16 protein-coding genes are annotated in these 18,054 nt (G+C 66.2%); 5 read left to right on the forward strand and 11 right to left on the reverse strand.

The features are described 5' to 3' along the window. Positions 1 to 93 precede the first annotated feature (93 nt). Positions 94 to 1,014 (forward strand): manganese-dependent inorganic pyrophosphatase, encoded by a 921-nt coding sequence (locus tag ABIE58_RS07960; protein WP_354544175.1) that lies wholly within the window; start codon positions 94 to 96, stop codon positions 1,012 to 1,014. A 75-nt stretch (positions 1,015 to 1,089) separates the two neighbouring features. Here ABIE58_RS07960 and ccrA read toward each other — a convergent pair whose 3' ends face one another. Both ccrA and ABIE58_RS07970 read right to left on the reverse strand, forming a co-directional pair. Next, positions 1,090 to 2,379, reverse strand: coding sequence for a crotonyl-CoA carboxylase/reductase (gene ccrA, locus ABIE58_RS07965; RefSeq protein ID WP_354544176.1), 1,290 nt, complete (start codon positions 2,377 to 2,379; stop codon positions 1,090 to 1,092). Positions 2,380 to 2,511: 132 nt separating this feature from the next. Next, positions 2,512 to 3,885: a 1-acyl-sn-glycerol-3-phosphate acyltransferase gene (locus ABIE58_RS07970; RefSeq protein ID WP_354544194.1), complete on the reverse strand. Its 1,374-nt coding sequence runs from the start codon at positions 3,883 to 3,885 to the stop codon at positions 2,512 to 2,514. Positions 3,886 to 3,956: 71 nt separating this feature from the next. On the opposite strand from ABIE58_RS07970, the gene ABIE58_RS07975 reads away from it, so the two are divergent. After that, a complete protein-coding gene (locus ABIE58_RS07975; RefSeq protein WP_354544177.1) occupies positions 3,957 to 5,432 on the forward strand; it encodes a hypothetical protein in 1,476 nt (491 codons plus the stop codon). Positions 5,433 to 5,436: 4 nt separating this feature from the next. On the opposite strand, the gene ABIE58_RS07980 is transcribed toward ABIE58_RS07975, so the two are convergent. The 5 genes from ABIE58_RS07980 to ABIE58_RS08000 all read right to left on the reverse strand — a co-directional run bounded on the left by ABIE58_RS07980 (position 5,437) and on the right by ABIE58_RS08000 (position 10,704). Beyond that, positions 5,437 to 6,288 carry an ABC transporter permease gene (locus ABIE58_RS07980; protein ID WP_354544178.1) on the reverse strand — a complete coding sequence of 284 codons (852 nt, stop codon included), beginning with the start codon at positions 6,286 to 6,288 and terminating at the stop codon, positions 5,437 to 5,439. A gap of 13 nt (positions 6,289 to 6,301) precedes the next feature. Further along, positions 6,302 to 7,159, reverse strand: a complete 858-nt coding sequence (locus ABIE58_RS07985; protein ID WP_354544179.1) for an ABC transporter permease — start codon at positions 7,157 to 7,159, stop codon at positions 6,302 to 6,304. Position 7,160: 1 nt separating this feature from the next. Beyond that, entirely contained in the window at positions 7,161 to 8,297 is a 1,137-nt protein-coding gene (locus ABIE58_RS07990; RefSeq protein WP_354544180.1) for an ABC transporter ATP-binding protein, read from the reverse strand. Between the two features lie 69 nt (positions 8,298 to 8,366). Next, positions 8,367 to 9,398 carry an extracellular solute-binding protein gene (locus ABIE58_RS07995; protein ID WP_354544195.1) on the reverse strand — a complete coding sequence of 344 codons (1,032 nt, stop codon included), beginning with the start codon at positions 9,396 to 9,398 and terminating at the stop codon, positions 8,367 to 8,369. A 259-nt stretch (positions 9,399 to 9,657) separates the two neighbouring features. Beyond that, on the reverse strand, positions 9,658 to 10,704 hold the full coding sequence (locus ABIE58_RS08000; protein WP_354544181.1) for an ABC transporter ATP-binding protein: 1,047 nt from the start codon (positions 10,702 to 10,704) through the stop codon (positions 9,658 to 9,660). A 201-nt stretch (positions 10,705 to 10,905) separates the two neighbouring features. Here ABIE58_RS08000 and murD point away from each other — a divergent pair, with 201 nt between their 5' ends. Together murD and ABIE58_RS08010 are read left to right on the forward strand one after the other, a co-directional pair. Continuing rightward, on the forward strand, positions 10,906 to 12,318 hold the full coding sequence (gene murD / locus ABIE58_RS08005; protein ID WP_354544182.1) for a UDP-N-acetylmuramoyl-L-alanine--D-glutamate ligase: 1,413 nt from the start codon (positions 10,906 to 10,908) through the stop codon (positions 12,316 to 12,318). Between the two features lie 171 nt (positions 12,319 to 12,489). Continuing rightward, complete coding sequence (locus tag ABIE58_RS08010) at positions 12,490 to 13,383, forward strand: fructose bisphosphate aldolase (protein ID WP_354544183.1); 894 nt, start codon at positions 12,490 to 12,492, stop codon at positions 13,381 to 13,383. A 107-nt stretch (positions 13,384 to 13,490) separates the two neighbouring features. On the opposite strand, the gene ABIE58_RS08015 is transcribed toward ABIE58_RS08010, so the two are convergent. From ABIE58_RS08015 to ABIE58_RS08030, 4 genes are read right to left on the reverse strand one after another with little or no spacing between them, the layout of a single operon-like run. Continuing rightward, the gene (locus ABIE58_RS08015; protein ID WP_354544184.1) at positions 13,491 to 13,736 is read right to left on the reverse strand and encodes a MoaD/ThiS family protein; all 246 of its coding nucleotides are present in this window, start codon (positions 13,734 to 13,736) and stop codon (positions 13,491 to 13,493) included. Continuing rightward, on the reverse strand, positions 13,736 to 15,979 hold the full coding sequence (locus ABIE58_RS08020; RefSeq protein ID WP_354544185.1) for a xanthine dehydrogenase family protein molybdopterin-binding subunit: 2,244 nt from the start codon (positions 15,977 to 15,979) through the stop codon (positions 13,736 to 13,738). The genes ABIE58_RS08015 and ABIE58_RS08020 overlap by 1 nt, the downstream gene beginning before the upstream one ends. Then, positions 15,979 to 16,458 (reverse strand): (2Fe-2S)-binding protein, encoded by a 480-nt coding sequence (locus ABIE58_RS08025; RefSeq protein ID WP_354544186.1) that lies wholly within the window; start codon positions 16,456 to 16,458, stop codon positions 15,979 to 15,981. The genes ABIE58_RS08020 and ABIE58_RS08025 overlap by 1 nt, the downstream gene beginning before the upstream one ends. Then, entirely contained in the window at positions 16,455 to 17,318 is an 864-nt protein-coding gene (locus ABIE58_RS08030) for an FAD binding domain-containing protein (protein ID WP_354544187.1), read from the reverse strand. Before ABIE58_RS08030 ends, ABIE58_RS08025 begins: the two co-directional genes overlap by 4 nt. A 179-nt stretch (positions 17,319 to 17,497) precedes the next feature. On the opposite strand from ABIE58_RS08030, the gene ABIE58_RS08035 reads away from it, so the two are divergent. Then, a complete protein-coding gene (locus ABIE58_RS08035) occupies positions 17,498 to 17,692 on the forward strand; it encodes a hypothetical protein (RefSeq protein WP_354544188.1) in 195 nt (64 codons plus the stop codon). Positions 17,693 to 18,054 lie beyond the last annotated feature (362 nt).

Below are 18,054 nucleotides of genomic sequence, written 5' to 3' on the forward strand. Positions count from 1 at the left end.
ACACCCCCGCCGCAGCGCAGCATTGCCGCGTGACAAACCGCGCCATCCCCCCTATAAGGCGCGCGAAACACACCCATCACACAGGACAGACCCATGAGCACGCTCGTCTTTGGCCACAAATCCCCCGACACCGATTCCACCGGCTCGCCCCTTCTCTGGGCCTGGTATCTGAGCGAGGTCAAAGGCCAGAGCGCCGAGGCGGTGCTGCTGGGAGAGCCGAACACCGAAGCGGCTTTCCTGCTGGAGCGCTGGAACCTGCCCAAGCCGCGCATCATCGCGGATGTCGAGGACGGTCAGGTCTGCGTCGTCGTGGATACCAACAACCCCGCCGAGCTGCCCGCCAATATCAACGGCGCGGATGTGCAGGCGATCATCGACCATCACAAGCTCGTCGGCGGGCTGGAGACGAAAGGCCCGATCGACATCACCATCCGCCCGCTGGCCTGCACCGCGACCATCATGGTCGATCTGATGGGCGACGATGCCGCGAAGATGCCCGAGGCGATGAAGGGCGCGGCGCTGACCTGCATCCTCAGCGACACGCTCGAATTCCGCTCGCCCACCACCACCGCGCATGACCGCGCCGTGGCCGAGACCCTCGCCGCCGATCTCGGGGTGTCGATCCCCGAGTACGCCGCCGAGATGTTCGCCGCGAAATCCGACGTGTCGGCCTTTTCCGACGCCGAACTGCTGCGGATGGATTCCAAGGAATACGAGGTCGGCGGCAAGAAATTCCGCGTGAGCGTGCTGGAGACCACCGCGCCTGCCACCGTGCTTGACCGCAAGGCGAGCCTGATGGACAGCATGACCACCGTCGCCGCCGAAGACGGCGTCGATCAGGTGCTATTGTTCGTGGTGGACATCCTCAACGAAGAGGCGACACTGCTGGTGCCGAACGATCTGGTCAAAGCACTCGCCGAGAAAAGCTTTGGTGCGAGCGTGTCGGGCGATGCCGTGGTCCTGCCCGGTATCATGAGCCGCAAGAAGCAGATCATCCCCAACCTTACGCTCTGAGACCAGACTACCGCCAAGAAAAAGGCCCGCGGGTGAGACACTCCCCGCGGGCCTTGTCGTGTCCGGCGGGGGTGCTCAGCCCCGTCCGGCCTCGATCACGTCCTCGACCGTGCGCAGCCCGGTGCGCGGGGCCTGCACCAGCACCGCCATGTTGCCCGGCTTGTGCTCGTTACGCATCATCTTGGTATGGGCCTGCGGGATGTCATTCCACGGGAACACCTCGGACATGCAGGGATCAAGGCGGCGCTCCACCATCAGCTTGTTGGCCGCCGCCGCCTGTTTGAGATGGGCGAAATGGCTGCCCTGAAGGCGCTTTTGATGCATCCACATGTAACGCACGTCAAAGGTGCAGTTGAACCCCGAGGTGCCCGCGCAGATCACCACCATGCCGCCCTTCTTGCAGACCAGCGACGAGACCGGGAAGGTCGCCTCGCCGGGATGCTCGAACACCATATCGACGCTCACGCCCTTGCCGGTGATGTCCCAGATAGCCTTGCCGAATTTCCGCGCTTCCTTGAGCCAGTCGTTATATTCCGGCGTGTTCACCTTCGGCAATTGGCCCCAACAGTTGAACTCCTTGCGGTTGATGACGCCCTTGGCCCCCTGATCCATCACGAACTGCCGCTTGCTCTCGTCCGAGATGACGCCGATGGCATTGGCCCCGGCTGTATTGGCAAGCTGAATGGCATAAGAGCCAAGGCCACCCGACGCCCCCCACACGAGCACGTTCTGACCCGGTTTCAGGTCATGCGGCGCGTGGCCGAACAGCATCCGGTAGGCGGTGGCCAGCGTCAGCGTGTAGCACGCGCTCTCCTCCCAGGTCAGGTGGCGCGGGCGCGGCATGAGTTGCTGCGCCTGCACGCGGGTGAACTGCGCAAACGACCCGTCCGGCGTCTCGTAGCCCCAGATCCGCTGCGTGGGCGAGAACATCGGATCGCCGCCGTTGCATTCCTCGTCGTCGCCATCATCCTGGTTGCAATGGATGACCACCTCGTCACCGACCTTCCAGCGTTTGACCTTGTCGCCCACCTTCCAGACGATGCCAGACGCATCCGAGCCCGCGATGTGATAGGGCGCACCGTGGCCGTCAAACGGGCTGATCGGCTGGCCGAGACCGGCCCAGACGCCGTTGTAATTCACCCCCGCCGCCATCACCAGAACCAGCACCTCGTGGCTGTCGATCTCCCATGTATCGACCACCTCCTGCTGGAACGAGGTTTCCGGCTCGCCATGCCGCTCGCGGCGAATGGCCCAGGCATACATCTGCTTGGGCACATGGCCGAGGGGCGGCATTTCACCGATTTCATAGAGATCCTTTTCAGGCGCGTCATAAGGCGCGATGCCCGTATTGGTGTCCAAGGCCATGCTCCGTCTCCTGTTCGCTATGCCGCGATGCAGAATCGCGGCGGTCTGACCTTGGGATACTGACGGATAGGTAATATTGCAATAGCTACAGGTTGTTTTTTGTAATTTTATGACCGAGCAAATGCAGAAAAATCACTCAATCCCCGCTGCATCCGCGAAAAGATGAGCGATGGAGGCGGCGTAATACTGCATCAGCGGGCGCTCTGCCTCGTTGACGGCAAAGGCCCCGTGCCGCTCCACGATCATGCCGCGCTTGCGCAACACGGTGATGGCAAAGCGCACGGCATAGGCCAGATCGTCGCGCGGCAGGTGCAGATAGGCGCGCGGCGCATCCGCGAGCATCCGCGCAACGCAGGCATCGAGCGCCTCGCGGCTGAGCGGCCCGCCCGACAGCACGAGCGCGCGCGCCACCAGCGGCACCGGCAGCACCGGCACCTCGGCCCCGATCCGGGCCATCAGCGCCTCTGCCAGCCCCTCGACGCCGCCCGCCGGATGACCCTTCTGATAGGCGCGCAGCGACAGCGGCGCGCCGAAACTCACCGCCGCATAGCCATGCCGGTGATAGCGCCCGCGCAGCCGCAGCCAGACCTGCCGCAGGACGAATCGCGCGATCACCGAAATCCGCGCCGGAAAGCGCCGCCCGCCCGCCTGCCCCGCCGCCACCAGCAGGCGATCCTCGAAAACCCGGTCATAATTGAGCGCGACGGGAACGAAGACCACGTCACGCCCCTCCGGTTCGCGCTCCTCGACGAGGTATTTGAGCAGGCCAAGTTTCGGCGGCTGCAAGGCCCCTGTCAGGCTCAGCCCCCCCTCGGGGAACATCGCCTGCGTGACGCCGCCATCGGTGGCCATGCCCACGTAACGCGCCAGCACCCGGCGATAGAGCGCTCCGCGCGATTTGCGGCGGATGAAATAGGCCCCCATCGCCTTGATGAGATGCGACAGCGGCCAGACACGCGCCCATTCGCCCACGGCATAGCTGAGCGCCGACCGCTCCGCCGCCAGCCATGTCACCAGCACGTAATCCATGTTGGAGCGGTGATTCATCACGAACACCACCGTGGCGTCGCGGTCGATCCCGGTCAGCGTGTCGTCGAGATGCCCCAGCCGCACACGGTAAAGCGACCGGCTGAGCCATTTCGCGAGGCGGATGGCGATGCCGAAATAGGCGGTGGCGGAAAAACCCGGCACGATCTCGCGCGCATAGCGTTTCGCCTGCTCGAAAGCGACGTTCTCGGGGATGCCCTCGGCGCGGGCATGGGCGACGATGGCGCGGCTCACCTCGGGGTCATAGATCAGCCGCTGGATCATGTCGTGACGCCGCGCCAGCTTGAACGGCTCGATGGGCCGCTCCAGCCGGGTGTTGAGCCGCGCCACCGCCCGCTCCATCCGGCGGCGAAAGAACCAGCGCACCGAGGGAAACAGGAAATGCGACGCGAAAGTGACGGCGGCAAAACCCACCAGAACCACCAGCAGCCAGAGGGGCATATCCACCGTTCGTGTCATCGCGCCAGATAAACAGGGAATGCGGCCCCGGTAAATGCCCGGCATGGCCGCGCGCGCCCCTTGCCGGGGCCATGCCATCCCCCCGCCCCCTTGCCGCCGGGCGCGCCAGCAGGCACAAGAGCGTATCACCGCAAGAGGCCGCCGGAGTGGATACCGAACACCGCAGTCGTGTCGATCTCGTCACCGGTCTCCTGCTGGTCGCGATCACCTGTCTCGTGATCTTTCACGAATGGCACATTGCCGCGTGGATGGCCCCGGCCAAGCCGGTTCTGGTGCTGCTTCTGGTGGCGATTCTGGCGGCGCAGGTCCGGGCCTCGCGCAAGGCCTTTGTCGCGGTGGCCCTTGGCCTCACGGTGGCGCTCGCGCTCGGCGGGGCGGACTGGCAGGCGGTGGCGCTGGACGGGTTGCGCTCGGCGGCGTTCATCGCGGCCTTCTTCTCGGCGCTATCGACGCTGCGCAACGTCGCGCAGACCTCGCCCGCGGTGCAGGCGGCGGGCCGGTTCCTCTCGGGCCAGCGACCGGGTCGGCGCTACGCGGCGCTGACGCTGGGCGGTCAGGGTTTTGCGCTCTTGCTCAATTATGGCGCGATCCAGCTTCTGGGGGCGCTCGCGATGGCCAATGCCGGGGCCGAGCCCGATAAAGAGGTGCGCGGCCACCGCATCCGGCGGATGCTTCTGGCCATTCAGCGGGCGTTCGTGTCAACGCTGCCGTGGTCGCCCCTGTCGTTTGCGATGGCGATCTCGGTCAGCGTGGTGCCAGGCACGGCCTGGGCACAGGCGATGGTGCCGGGGCTGGTCTCCTCGGCGCTGCTCGCGGGGATCGGTTGGGGGCTGGATACGGCGTTCAAGCCACGGCTGAGCGTGACACCCAAACGGCATGAGCCGGAAGGCTCCTGGGCGCTGATGCTGCCGCTCTTGGCGCTGCTCGGGGTGCTGGTGATCAGCGTGATCAGCCTCTCGGCGATCACCGATGTGCGGATCGTCGGGCTGGTGGTGGTCATCGTGCCGGTGATCGCGCTGGTGTGGATGGTGATCCAGCATTGGGCGCAGGCGCCCCTGCGCGCGGTCGCGGCGCGGATCGGCACCTATGTGCTGCGCGAGTTGCCGGGCTATCGCGGCGAGCTGACGCTGTTGATGATGGCGGGGTATATCGGCACCGTCGGCGCGGCCCTTCTGGGGCCGCTGATGCTGCGCGCGGGGCTTGATCTGACGGTGCTGCCGCCTTGGGTGATCCTGGTAAGCTTTGTCTGGCTCATCCCGCTGGCGGGGCAGGCCGGGATGAACCCGATCCTTGCGGTGACGCTGCTCGCGCCGCTCATCCCCGGTGCCGAGAGCCTTGGCGTCACACCCACCGCCGTGGTGGTGGCGCTGACGGCGGGCTGGGCGCTGAGCGGGGCCAGCTCGCCGTTCACGGCGACGACGCTGCTGATCGGGTCTTTCGGCGGCATCAGCGCGCTGCGCGTCGGCTGGGTGTGGAACGGGGCCTATACGCTGCTTTGTGGTGTGGCGCTGTCGGTCTGGGTGGTGGTTTACGCCTTCGTCCTGTAACCGCTCAGGCGCGGCGCTGGAACGCGATCACAAGCAGCGCCAGCAGCGACGAGCCCAGCATCAGCAACAGCGAGACCGCGTTCAGAAGCGGCGTCGAGCCCTCCTTGAGCCGATCGAACATCGCGATGGTCAGCGGCGCATCGGAGCCCACCAGCATCAGCGTGGTGTTGAAATTCTCGAAACTCATCAGGAACGCCACCACCAGCGCGCCCACCATCGCCGGCACCAGGAACGGCACGGTTACGGTGCGCACCGCCGTCAACCGCCCGGCCCCGAGATTCATCGCCGCCTCTTCCAGCGAGCGGTCGAATTTCTGCAACCGCGCCGAGATCACCAGCGTCGCGATCGTGGCGATGAACGAGAACTGCCCGAGGATCACCAGCGTGAGGCCGGGCCGCAGCGCCTGAATATCGTATTTCGCCACCTCCCAGACCCCGTTGGCGACGGTGGAGGAAAACACCAGGATCGAAATGCCCAGCACGATCCCCGGAATCACCAGCGGCAGCAGCATCAGCATGTAAAGCAGGCCCTTGCCGCGAAACTCGTAGCGGTTGAACAGGAACGCATTCGACAGCCCCACCGCCACCGCCAGCACCGAGACGCAAAGCGCGACAAAGGCAGAGGTGCCGACGGCGCGCAGGATCGGGCGCTCGTGGAACACCCCGAGCCGGGGCTGCGCCTCGCCAAAGAACCAGTCCCAGGTAAAGCCCTCCCAGGGCAGCGAGGGGAACTGGCTGTCATTGAAGGCAAAGACCGCGACAACCGTCAGCGGCAGCGCGAGATAGACGAAGAACAGCCCGACATAGGCCCCGTAGGCCAGCCGGATCGCACGGGATCGGGGGATGGTGGGGATCATGTCGCGCGCCCCCTCATCCCATCGTCTCCTTCAGGGTGCGCCCGGTCAGCCGCAGCATCCCCCAGACAATGAGCGACGACAACGCCAGCAGCAAGAAGCCGAACGCCGCCCCCAACTCCCAGTTGAAGCGCACGATGAACTGCGAATAGATCAACTCGGTGAACCACAGGCTGTCCTTGCCGCCCAGCATGGTCGGCGTGAGGTAATTGCCGAGGCTGAGCATGAACACCACGATGGAGCCGGACACGATCCCCGGTGCCGCATGGGGAATGACGATCTCGCGCATCACCGAAAGCCCGTTGCCGCCCAGATCATAGCCCGCCTCGATCACCGCATCGTCAAGGCTCTCCAGCGTGGTGACAAGCGGCACCACCATGAACAGCATCGAGGTATAGACCAGCCCGATCATGATCGCGGCATCGTTATAGAGCATCTCCACCGGCCGATCCGCCAGCCCCGCCCATTGCAGCAGGTTCGAGACCAGCCCCGTCTCGCGCAACAGGATCATCCAGCCGAAGGTGCGCACCAGTTCCGAGACGTAGAACGGGATGAGGCACAGCACGAAGAGCACCGCCTGCACCCGCCCCTTGGCGATCTTGGCGATGTAATAGGACACCGGAAAGGCAATGAGCAGCGTGATGACCGTCGCCAGAACCGACATCACGGCGGTGCGCAGGAAGGTCCGCAGATAGAGCGGCTCCTGAAAGAAGGTGAGGTAATTGGCGGCGCTGGTCTGGTATTCCCGCACGCCCACGCGCTCGCGGATCGACACCAGGAACATGTCGATATGGGGGATGATGATGAGCAGCGACAGCCACAGCAAGAGCGGCGTCAGCAGCAGGATGAAGCCCAGTTTGGTGCCGGCCCGCATCTCAGCCCGCCGCCTCCGCGGGGCCAGAGCCGTGGCCAGCCCCGTGACCTGCGGCAAAGCAATTGCCCTGCGCGCCCGACCATCCGATATGCAGCGCATCGCCGCGGCTCAGGGTGGCGAACTCGCCCGATTGCGGCAGGGCCACCTCGATTTCCTCGCCGCCCGTGTCGGGCCGCACCAGAACCCGGCTCGCCGCGCCGTTGAACAGAAGCGCCGTCACCCTGCCCTGCATCCGGTTGTCGAACGCTGCGACCCCTTCGCCATCATGGGCCACGCGGATCGCCTCGGGGCGCACGTAGATCTCGGCCCGGTCGCCAGCTTGCAGCGCGCGCCCATGCCGCGCGCCGCGCATCAGGATGCCGTTTTCGCTGCGCAGTTCCAGCGCATCGCCCTCGACCCGCTCCACCCGGCCCTGCCAGCGGTTGGTATCGCCGACGAACCCGGCGACGAACGCGGTTTCGGGGCGGAAGTAAAGCTCTTGCGCGGTGCCCACCTGCTCGAACACGCCCGCGTTCATCACCGCGATCTGGTCCGACATCACCAGCGCCTCGGACTGGTCATGGGTGATATAGACAAAGGTGGTGTCAAACGCCGCCTGAAGCGATTTCAGTTCGACCTTCATCCGCTCGCGCAGCTTGAGATCGAGCGCGCCCAGCGGCTCGTCGAGCAACAGCACATCGGGCTCCAGCACCATGCAGCGCGCGATGGCCACGCGCTGTTTCTGCCCGCCCGACAACTCGTCCACCTTGCGGGTGTTGATGCCGGGCAGGCCAATCCGGTCAAGCACCTCGTCCACCTTGCGGGTGATCTCGGCGCGGCCCATGCCCTTGCGCCGCAACCCATAGCCGATATTTTGCTCGATATTCATCATCGGGAACAGCGCGAGGTGCTGAAACACCATGTTCACCGCCCGCTTGTTGGGCGGCACGTCGATGACCGATTTGCCCTTGATGCGGATATCGCCGGATGTCGGCGCGAGGAAGCCCGCGATCATCCGCATGATCGTGGTCTTGCCGCAGCCCGACGGCCCGAGGATCGAAAAGAACGACCCGGCGGGCACGGCAAAGGACACGTCATCGACGGCGCGCATATCGCCGAACCGCCTGGTCAGCGCGCTGCATTCAAGATCGGGGATCATAGGGGTATTCCAAAAGGCAACAGGGCGGCACCCCGCGCACGGGATGCCGCCGAATGGGATATATCCGGCTCAGTTGGCGGCCTTGACCCGGTCAAGCACGCCGCCCTCGATCACCTCGAGCCCGGCAGGCACCGGCGGATACCACTTGATGTTGTCCACCGCTTCGGGCGGGAAGGACGCCTGATAGCGGGCCTTGAGCGCATCATCGGCAAAGGCATCTGCGCCTTTCGACGCGGTGAAATTGCCCGCCGCTGCGGTGATCTTGGCCGCGATCTCGGGCTGCATGACAAAGTTGATCCAGGCATAGGCGGCCTCGTCGGCCTGCCCCTTGGCGGGCAGAACGAACGTGTCGATCCAGCCCAGCGCCCCCGAGGCAGGCGCGACAAAGGTCACGTCGGGATTGTCGGCGTTGAGCTTCCAGCCGCCGGTATCCCAGGCCATAGAGGCCACGACCTCGCCCGAGCGCACCAGGTTCATCAACTCGTCACCGCCGCCCCAATAGGTCTTGACGTTGGGCTTGCACTCTATGAGCTTGGCCTCGACCTTCTCCATGATTTCGGTATAGGCGGCCTCGTCGCCATAGGCGGCGAACGGGTCCATCCCCATCGCGAAGGCAAAGCCGATCAGCGTCGGGCGTTTCAGCCGATACGACACCTGGCCCGCCACATCGGGCGTGCAAAGGTCGGTGTAATCCTTGACCGCCCCCGCCTTGGAGGTGTCCACCACCAGCCCCGAGGTGCCCCAGACATGCGGCACGCCGTAAACCTCGCCGCCGACGGTGGTGTTGGCCATCGTCGCCTTGAGCATCGAGGGGATGAATTGCGGCTGGTCGATCTGTGACATGTCGATCGGCTTGTAGATGCGGAATTCTTCCTGCGGGCCGGCGATCCGGTCCTGGCTGGGCTGCGCGAGATCGAACCCGCCGCCAGCCGTGGCGCGCAGCTTGGCGATCATTTCCTCGTTGTTCGACAGCGTCACCTCGACGGTGTGGCCGGTCTCGGCCTCGAACATGGCGATCACGTCCTCGGGCGCATAGCCGCCCCATGTCAACAGCCGCAACGTATCGGCGCTTGCCGTCTGGGCCAGGCCCGCCACGGCCATGCCGATCACGGTCGACAAAATCCGGGCTTTCGTATTGCTCATCGTTTCGCACTCCCTTTTGCGCGTTTTTGTTCGTGGATTGGGGCCAGCTTGGGCCTTTTTCTCGCACACAGTCAAATGGTTTTCGCATCGGCATGTGACGCGCAGGTAAACGAGCGCAGGTCATGACGTAGCGTCAACCACCATCGGCCTGCGCGGTGCATATGCGCGTTTCGAACCGGCGCGGCGCAGGGCGCTGGCGTGACGGGCTGGCCCCGCCCTACCCCCGCAGCGGGAAAACGAAACACCGGTCGCGCCGGATCATGAGCCAGAGCGGCTTGCCCGGCTTGGGCAGGAACACGTTGGGCACGCTTGCCTTTATCAAAGAGCCGTCGTGATCCATGCGAAATTCCACCAGGCTTTCGGACCCCATGAACCGCGCCCGCGTGACCACGCCGCGCGCGGGCGTGCCGTCAAGCGACGTGGGGTTGGGGCCGCGCCCGCTGCGGTCGAAATCTATCTTGATGTGCTGCGGGCGGATGACAATCTCCACCTCGAGCCCGTCCGGCGCGCCGGGCACGAGGAACTGGCCAAAGGGCGTTTCGGTCAGCGCATTGTGCACCCGGCCCCGGATCACGTTGATCTCGGAGAAAAACGCCATCGCGCTGCGATCCACCGGCGCGTTGTAGACGTTGTAGGGCGCGCCCTGCTGCACGATGCGCCCGTCGCGCATGAGCGCGATCTGATCGGCCATGCGCATCGCCTCTTCGGGCTCGTGCGTGACCAGCAGAACGGCGGTATCCTCCTCGCGCAGGATATCCAGCGTCTCGTCGCGGATGCCGTCGCGCAACCGGTTGTCGAGGCCGGAAAACGGCTCGTCCATGAGCATGATGCGCGGGCGCGGGGCGAGCGCACGCGCCAGCGCCACGCGCTGCTGCTCGCCGCCTGACAATTCGTGCGGATAGGCGTCGATATGATGCAGCAAGTGCACCCGCTCCAGAAGCTCGGCCACCCGCGCCCGCTTGGCTCGGCGCGGCCCATCGAGGCCGAAACCCACGTTGTCGGCCACGCTCAGATGTGGAAACAGCGCGAAATCCTGAAACATGAGGCCGATCCGCCGCCGCTCGGGGGGCACGCGAAACACCGTGTCGCAGACCAGCTTGCCATCGACATGGATTTCGCCCGCGTCCTGCATCTCGACGCCCGCGATCATCCGCAGCGTGGTGGATTTGCCGCAGCCCGACGGCCCGAGCAGGCACATCACCTGCCCCGGCATGACCGAGAGCGATACATCATCCACCACCGGCCGCCCGTCATAGCGGCGCATGATGTTGCGGATCTCCAAACGGGGGGTGGGGCCTTGCACCGCTGCCTCTCGTCCTCTTTCCGACCGATTTGATCGGCCTTTGAGCGCAGCCAATAGCAACCCCTCCCCCCCCATGCAAGCGCCGCCCGCCGCAAGCGGCTTGCACCCGCCGCCACAGCGGGGCAGGGTTGCGCCGTTGAACTCAGCGGGGGATGCGGCGCGATGATCGAGGTGCAGGGGGTCTGCGGGCAGCGTGTGGCGGTGCTGGGGCTGGGGCGCTCGGGGCTGTCGGCGGCGCGCGCGCTGCGCGCGGGCGGGGCAGAGGTGCTGGCCTGGGACGACACGCCCGCGCCGCGCGACGCGGCTCTCTCCGAGGGATTCGAGATTTGCGACCTCGCCCGCGACGGCGCGCTTGACGGCGTGGCCGCGCTCATCGTCTCGCCCGGCATTCCGCATCTCTACCCCGCCCCCAACCGCGTGGTGGCCGCCGCCCTCGCGGCGGGCGTGCCCGTGGATAACGATATCGGGCTCTTTTTTCGCTCTCTCGCCACCACCGACTGGGATGGCTACGACACGCCCCCGCGCGTGATCGCGGTGACGGGAAGCAACGGCAAATCGACGACTGCGGCGCTCATCCACCATGTGCTCGAGCACGCGGGCAAGCCGGTGCAGCTTGCCGGCAATATCGGGCGCGGGGTGCTTGATCTCGACCCGCCCGGCGATGGCGGGGTGGTGGTTCTGGAACTGTCGAGCTACCAGACGGAGCTCGCGCGCGCCCTCACCCCCGATATCGCCGTGTTCACCAACTTCTCGCCCGATCATCTGGATCGCCACGGCGGCCTGGGGGGGTATTTCGCGGCCAAGCGGCGGCTCTTTGCCGAGGGCGGACCGGATCGCGCGGTGATCGGCGTGGACGAGGTCGAGGGCCGGTTTCTCGCCGGTCAGATGGCCGAAGGCATGGGCGATGACCGGGTGATCCGCATCTCCTCGGGGCAGAAACTTGCCGGGCCGGGATGGACGGTGGTCGCGCGCAAGGGCTTTCTCGCCGAGACGCGCAAGGGGCGGCAGGTGGCCGCGATCGACCTGCGCGAGGTCAAGGGCCTGCCCGGTGCCCATAACCACCAGAACGCCTGCGCCGCCTATGCCGCCTGCCGCAGCCTCGGCCTTGCCCCGCGCCTGATCGAGCAGGGCTTTCACAGCTTTGCCGGTCTGCCACACCGCTCGCAGCTTGTGGCCGAAGCGGGCGGCGTGCGCATCGTCAACGACAGCAAGGCCACCAACGTGGATGCCGCGCTCAAGGCGCTGCTGGCGTTTCCGCGCATCCGCTGGATCTGCGGCGGGCTGGAGAAGGAGGGCGGGCTTGCCGCGCTGAAACCCGGCCTGCAAAACGTGGCCAAGGCCTATGTGATCGGGCGCGAGGCGGCGCAGTTTGCCCTCGGGCTCGACGGGGTGGAGACGGCGATCTGCACCACCATGTCCGCCGCGGTCGAGGCCGCGCTGGCCGATGCCGCCCCCGGCGAGGTGATCCTGCTGGCCCCGGCGGCGGCGAGCTTTGACCAGTATGACAATTTCGAGCAGCGCGGCGAGGATTTCATCACGCAGGTGCGCGCGCGGCTGGGTGATACCCGGCCCTGAGGGGCGAGGTCTGGCACAAGATGCCTGCTGGCGTGACGGGGGCGCTCGGGGCCTTGATTGCAAATTCAAGCGCCGCACGCCTCTGCCCTGCCGTTAGCGCCACCACGATTGCACGGCGCGCGCACCTCGCCTAAGAGGGCGTCAAACGGCTTCATCAAAGGGATTTCCGCCATGTCGCAGGCCGCGCAGAAAGAAAAAATCGCCAAGGGCGAGGGGTTTATCGCCGCGCTCGACCAGTCGGGCGGCTCGACCCCCAAGGCGCTGCGCCTTTACGGTATTACCGAGGATCAATACGCCTCGGAGGCCGAGATGTTCGACCTTGTGCACGCCATGCGCGCGCGGATCGCGCAGGCCCCGGCCTTTACCGGCGACCGCGTGATCGGCGCGATCCTTTTCGAGATGACGATGGACCGCGAGATCGCAGGCCTGCCCTCGGCGCGCTATCTCTGGCAGGAACGCGGGGTGGTGCCCTTTCTCAAGGTCGACAAGGGGCTGGCAGAGCCGCAAGACGGCGTGCGCCTGATGAAGCCGATGCCCGATCTCGACGCGCTTTTGGCCCGCGCCACCGAGGCGGGGATTTTCGGCACCAAGATGCGTTCGGTCATCGACGCCGCCGATGCTGCCGGGATCGCCGCCAACGTGGCGCAGCAATTCGAGCTGGGTCGCCAGATTCTCGGCCACGGTCTCGTGCCGATCATCGAGCCGGAGGTGACCATTTCCATCGCCGACAAGGCTGCAGCCGAAGATATGCTTCTGGCCAGCATCAAGACCCATCTTGACGCGCTGCCCGAGGACCAAGAGGTTATGCTCAAGCTCACCCTGCCCGAGACCGCCAATCTCTATGCGCCGCTGGTGGATCACCCCCGCGTGCTGCGCGTCGTGGCGCTCTCGGGAGGCTATAGCCGTGACGAGGCCAATGCGCGCCTCGCGCAGAATCGCGGCGTGATCGCCAGCTTTTCACGCGCGCTGACCGAGGGGCTGTCGGCCCAGCAATCGGATGACGAGTTCAACGCCACGCTCGCCGCATCCATCGACGCCATCCGCGCGGCCTCGGTCGCGGGCTGAGCCTTATCGCATGTTGCTCAAAAGTGGGAACCGGTTTTGAGCTTCTCGAACATGCGGGATCAATATGCTAGAGCGTGCCGCGTGAATGCGAATGAACGCGACACGCTCTAGCCGCCCTGCAAGCGTTTGAGCAGCACCACCTCGCTCTCGGGGCCAATCGGTGTGAACCAGCTATCGTTGTAGATGCGCCCGTCGATGGAGACCGAGACGCCGCGCGCCAACTCAGACCGCAATCCGGGGTGGTCGCGCGCCAGACCGTCGAGCAGCGCGCGCAGGGTGTCGGCCTCAACCTCCACCTCGCGCGCGCCACCCGTGAGATCGGCCAGCGACCCCCAGAGCAGCACCTTGACCATCAGCCGCCCGCATGCATCGCCGCCAGAAGGCGCGGCGGCGATATCGGCAGTTGCACCATCCGCACCCCCGCCGCCTCGGAAACCGCGTTGGCCACCGCCGCGAGCGGCGGCACGATCGAGGTTTCGCCCACGCCCCGCACGCCGTAAGGGTGGCCGGGATTGGGGATTTCCAGAATGACCGTGTCGATCATCGGCAGGTCAGAGGCCACGGGAATACGGTAATCGAGGAAGCCCGCGTTTTGCAGGATGCCATCCTCGCCATAGATATATTCCTCGTTGAGCGCCCAGCCGATGCCCTGCACCGCACCGCCCTGAAACTGCCCTTCGACGTAAGAGGGATGCACCGCCTTGCCTGCGTCCTGAAACACCGTGTAGCGCAGGATTTTCGTGGCGCCGGTGTCGGGGTCCACCTCGACATCGATCATATGGGTGGCGAAACTCACCCCCGCCCCTTCGGCGGTCACCTCGTGGTGGCCGGCAATCGGCCCGCCGGTGTTACTGGCCACGGCGGCGATGTCCTTGATGGTCATGGGCGGGAATTTCCCCGCATTGGGGCCCGCGGGGCGCGCGGCCCCGTCCTCCCATTCCACGGCCTCCTCGTCGATGCCCCAGATCATGGCCGCGCGGCGGCACATTTCGCGCTTGGCAGAGCGCGCCGCCTCAATCGTGGCCAACCCCACCGCAAAGGTCACGCGGGAGCCGTCGGTCACCTCGTTCTGCCCCAGCGATCCGGTATCGGCAATGATGGTGCGCACCTGATCGTAGGGGATGCCCAGCTCCTCGGCGGCCATCATCGTCATCGACGCGCGCGAGCCGCCGATATCGGGGTTGCCTTCCGAGACCGTCACCGTGCCATCGGGCGTCACGTTGAGCGAGACGCAGGTATCACCGCCGAAGTTGAACCAGAAGCCGCAGGCGACCCCCCTGCCCTGATTTTTCCCCAAAGGCGCGGTCCAGTGCGGATGCGATTTGGCCGCTTCCAGCGTCGCCTTGAGGCCAATCGCCGGATAGGTCGGCCCGTAGGAGGATTTCGTGCCCTCATCCGCGCCGTTCATCAGCCGCACCGCCAACGGATCAAGGCCAAAGCCCTTGGCCGCCTCATCAATCGCGCTCTCGATGGCAAAGGCCGCCATCGGCGCACCCGGCGCGCGATAGGCCGCCGCCTTGGGGCGGTTGGTGACCACGTCCCAGCCCACGGTCTTGACGTTTTCCAGGTCATATGGGGCAAAGCCCGACATCGCCCCCATATTGACCGGCGAGCCGGGCCAGGCCCCGCCCTGATAGCGCAATTCGGCATAGGCGGCGGTGATCTTGCCGTCTTTCTTCATGCCGATTTTCACGTCGATGGAGGTCGACGAGGTCGGCCCCGTGGCGCGCAGCACCTCCGAGCGGGTCATCACCATCTTGACGGGGCGGCCGGACTTGCGGGCCAGCATCAGCGCGACGGGTTCCAGAAACACCACCGTCTTGCCGCCAAACCCGCCACCGATTTCGCTGGCCGTCACGCGCAATTGTCCCTGTTCCAGCCCCAGAATGGCGGCGCAGGTGTTGCGCACCATGTAATGGCCTTGGGTGCAGACCCAGAGATCGCCCTGCCCGTCGCTGCTCATCGTCGCCAGACAGGCGTGCGGCTCGATATAGCCCTGATGGGTGGCGGCGGTGCGATAGCTCCGCTCCAGCACGCGGTCGGCCTGCGCCAGCCCCGCCGCGATATCGCCATGGCCGAATTCCGCCCGCGCGATCACGTTGCCGGACATGCCCTTGGGCACCGTTTCTTCCTGCCGCCCCTCGTGGAGCACCGGCGCGTCGGGTTTCATGGCCTCGTCCACATCGGTCACATGCGGCAGCACCTCGTAGTCCACCTCGATGAGCTTGAGCGCCTGCCGCGCCACGGCGGGCGAAATGGCGGCCACGGCGGCAATGGCGTGACCATCGTAAAGCGCCTTCTCGCCCGCCATGCAGTTCTCCATGATATCGGCGACATGATCGGGCACCGTGCCGAAATCGGCGCGTGTCACCACCGCCTTGACACCCGGCAGCGCCTCGGCCTTCGACGCATCAATCTTCACGATCCGCGCATGGGCATGAGGCGAGCGCAGGATGCGCCCCGTCAGCATCCCCGGTGCCACCATATCGGCGCCGAAACGCGCGCGCCCGGTCACCTTGTCGATGCCATCGGGCCGGTCGGGGCGCGTGCCCACCACCTTGAAGACACGGGTTTTCTTGCTGTCATCAAGTGCCATCACGATGCCCTCCGCATGTCCGCCGCCGTCTCCATGACGGCGCGGATGATCTTGTCATAACCGGTGCAGCGGCAGAGGTTCCCCGCCAGCCAATAGCGCACCTCCTCCTCGCTTGGGTCCGGGTTGCGCTCCAACAGCGATTTCGCCGCCACGAGGATACCCGGCGTGCAGATGCCGCATTGCAGCGCCGCCATCTCGATGAATTTCTTCTGGAGCGGGTGAAGCTGATCGCCCGCCGCCATGCCCTCGATGGTGGTGATCTCGCGCCCCTCGGCCTCGGCCCCCAGCATCAGGCAGGAACAGACCAGCCGCCCGTCCACCGTGACCGAACAGGCCCCGCAATCGCCGGTGCCGCAGCCCTCCTTGGTGCCCGTCAGACCCAGATCGTCGCGCAGCACATCGAGAAGCGTCGCCTCGGCCTCGCAGAGGAATTCGGTCGCGTCGCCGTTGATCTTTGTCGTCACATGTATCCGGCTCATGCCTTGTCTCCTTTCGCGCGGGCCGCGGCGATCACCGCCGCGCGCCGGGCCAGAACGCCCGACACGTGGCGGCGGAAATCGACCGTGCCGCGCTTGTCATCTATCGGTGTCGCGGCCTTTGAACAGGCCGCCGCCAGATCCGCCAGCGCCGCCTCGTCCAGCACGCGGCGCTTGAGCGCCTCGGCGGCGGCTTCTACCAAAATCACCTTCGGCCCGACCGCACCGAGCGCCACGCGCGCCGCCGTCACCCGGCCCTCATCATCGAGGCTGAGCGAGACGCCACAGCCCACCACGGCGATATCCATCTCGCTGCGCGGGATGAAGCGCAGATAGGCGTCGCCCGATTGTGGTGGCTTGGCGGGCAGCAGGATCGAGGCGATGAATTCGCCCGGCTCCAGCGCCGTCTTGCCCGGCCCTTTTGGGACGTCGATCACCGCCAGATCGCGCGTGCCCTCGGGCCCCACGATCCGCGCCAGTGCCCCGGCGGCGACCATCGCAGGTACCGAATCGGCGGCGGGCGAGGCGTTGCAGAGGTTGCCCGCCAGCGTCGCGCGCCCCTGCACCTGCGTCGAGCCGATCAGCCCCGCCGCCTCGACCACGCCGGGCCAATCCGCGACAAGCCCCGCGTGCTCGCCCATCTCGGCCCCCGAGACCGCCGCCCCGATGCGCCAGCCGCCCTCCTCGGGCGCAATCTCGCGCATTCCCTTGATGCGCTTGATATCGACGATCAGTTCCGGCTCGATCATCTCGGCGTGCAGCTTGACCAACAGGTCGGTGCCCCCCGCCAGCACATGCGCGCCCTGCGCGCCTGCAAGGGTGGCAACCGCATCTTCCACGCTCAGTGGCGCCTCGTATCGCATGGCTCGATCCTTTCGCTCTGCTTGGGTCGGGGGCGGTGGCGCGCCCCGCTGTTGCACCGACTATCGTGCAAAGGGCGCGCGGGTGCAAACCGGTTCCCGCCACGATCCTGCCCGCAAACGGTAACGGAAAAATCACGTTTTCCCGCTATCCCGGCCTGACGACAGCACAGGAGACACAGATGCCACCCCCCGCCGACAGCGCGGCCAGACCCGCCCGCCACGCGCGTCTGTTCGAGCTTTTGCGCCAGCAGGAACAGGCCCACGCCGCCGCCGCGCGTCTTGGGGCGCACCGGCATATCGGTCTTGAAACGGTGCAGCATCTTGCCCGCTTGAACGCGCAGAGCCTTGTGGACGGGGCGCGTGCCCGCGACTGAGGGCGCGCGCCACCCGAGGATTACCCCGGTGTTCCGCACCTGATCCAACGCAATCGCTGCTACAACGGGAGGACGTTTGTGGCGAGCTTCGGACGTTGGCGGTTTCAGAGATGAGCCGCGCGGTCGCTGGGCCGGGGACTAGCGATCTACCGGTGATGACGGCCACTTTATGCCAGCCAAACCTGTGTGACACCGATAGGGTGCGCGCCCTCTCCAAATCGCTAGGCCGCCGGACGGCCCAGCGATCGCGCGGCGGTGCCTACGGCACCTTGTGTCTGGAGATTGTGCTATTATGGGCCCATGCGGCGCGTAAGCGCGCGCCGCATGGGCGGGTGTGCGCCGGTTCGGCCTTGTTGACCACG

The organism is Roseovarius sp. MBR-78 (assembly GCF_040547535.1).
Taxonomy (GTDB): Bacteria; Pseudomonadota; Alphaproteobacteria; order Rhodobacterales; family Rhodobacteraceae; genus Roseovarius.

Excerpts from the sequence above, each read along its gene's own strand:
- ABIE58_RS07995 (WP_354544195.1), bottom strand. The coding sequence starts at position 9,398 with ATGGCCGTGGCGGGCCTGGCCCAGACGGCAAGCGCCGATACGTTGCGG.
- ABIE58_RS08020 (WP_354544185.1), bottom strand. The coding sequence starts at position 15,979 with ATGGCACTTGATGACAGCAAGAAAACCCGTGTCTTCAAGGTGGTGGGC.
- ccrA (WP_354544176.1), bottom strand. The coding sequence starts at position 2,379 with ATGGCCTTGGACACCAATACGGGCATCGCGCCTTATGACGCGCCTGAA.
- murD (WP_354544182.1), top strand. The coding sequence starts at position 10,906 with ATGATCGAGGTGCAGGGGGTCTGCGGGCAGCGTGTGGCGGTGCTGGGG.
- ABIE58_RS07985 (WP_354544179.1), bottom strand. The coding sequence starts at position 7,159 with ATGCGGGCCGGCACCAAACTGGGCTTCATCCTGCTGCTGACGCCGCTC.
- ABIE58_RS07980 (WP_354544178.1), bottom strand. The coding sequence starts at position 6,288 with ATGATCCCCACCATCCCCCGATCCCGTGCGATCCGGCTGGCCTACGGG.
- ABIE58_RS07975 (WP_354544177.1), top strand. The coding sequence starts at position 3,957 with ATGCCATCCCCCCGCCCCCTTGCCGCCGGGCGCGCCAGCAGGCACAAG.
- ABIE58_RS07960 (WP_354544175.1), top strand. The coding sequence starts at position 94 with ATGAGCACGCTCGTCTTTGGCCACAAATCCCCCGACACCGATTCCACC.
- ABIE58_RS08035 (WP_354544188.1), top strand. The coding sequence starts at position 17,498 with ATGCCACCCCCCGCCGACAGCGCGGCCAGACCCGCCCGCCACGCGCGT.
- ABIE58_RS08030 (WP_354544187.1), bottom strand. The coding sequence starts at position 17,318 with ATGCGATACGAGGCGCCACTGAGCGTGGAAGATGCGGTTGCCACCCTT.
- ABIE58_RS07970 (WP_354544194.1), bottom strand. The coding sequence starts at position 3,885 with ATGACACGAACGGTGGATATGCCCCTCTGGCTGCTGGTGGTTCTGGTG.
- ABIE58_RS07990 (WP_354544180.1), bottom strand. The coding sequence starts at position 8,297 with ATGATCCCCGATCTTGAATGCAGCGCGCTGACCAGGCGGTTCGGCGAT.
- ABIE58_RS08010 (WP_354544183.1), top strand. The coding sequence starts at position 12,490 with ATGTCGCAGGCCGCGCAGAAAGAAAAAATCGCCAAGGGCGAGGGGTTT.
- ABIE58_RS08000 (WP_354544181.1), bottom strand. The coding sequence starts at position 10,704 with ATGCGCCGCTATGACGGGCGGCCGGTGGTGGATGATGTATCGCTCTCG.
- ABIE58_RS08025 (WP_354544186.1), bottom strand. The coding sequence starts at position 16,458 with ATGAGCCGGATACATGTGACGACAAAGATCAACGGCGACGCGACCGAA.
- ABIE58_RS08015 (WP_354544184.1), bottom strand. The coding sequence starts at position 13,736 with ATGGTCAAGGTGCTGCTCTGGGGGTCGCTGGCCGATCTCACGGGTGGC.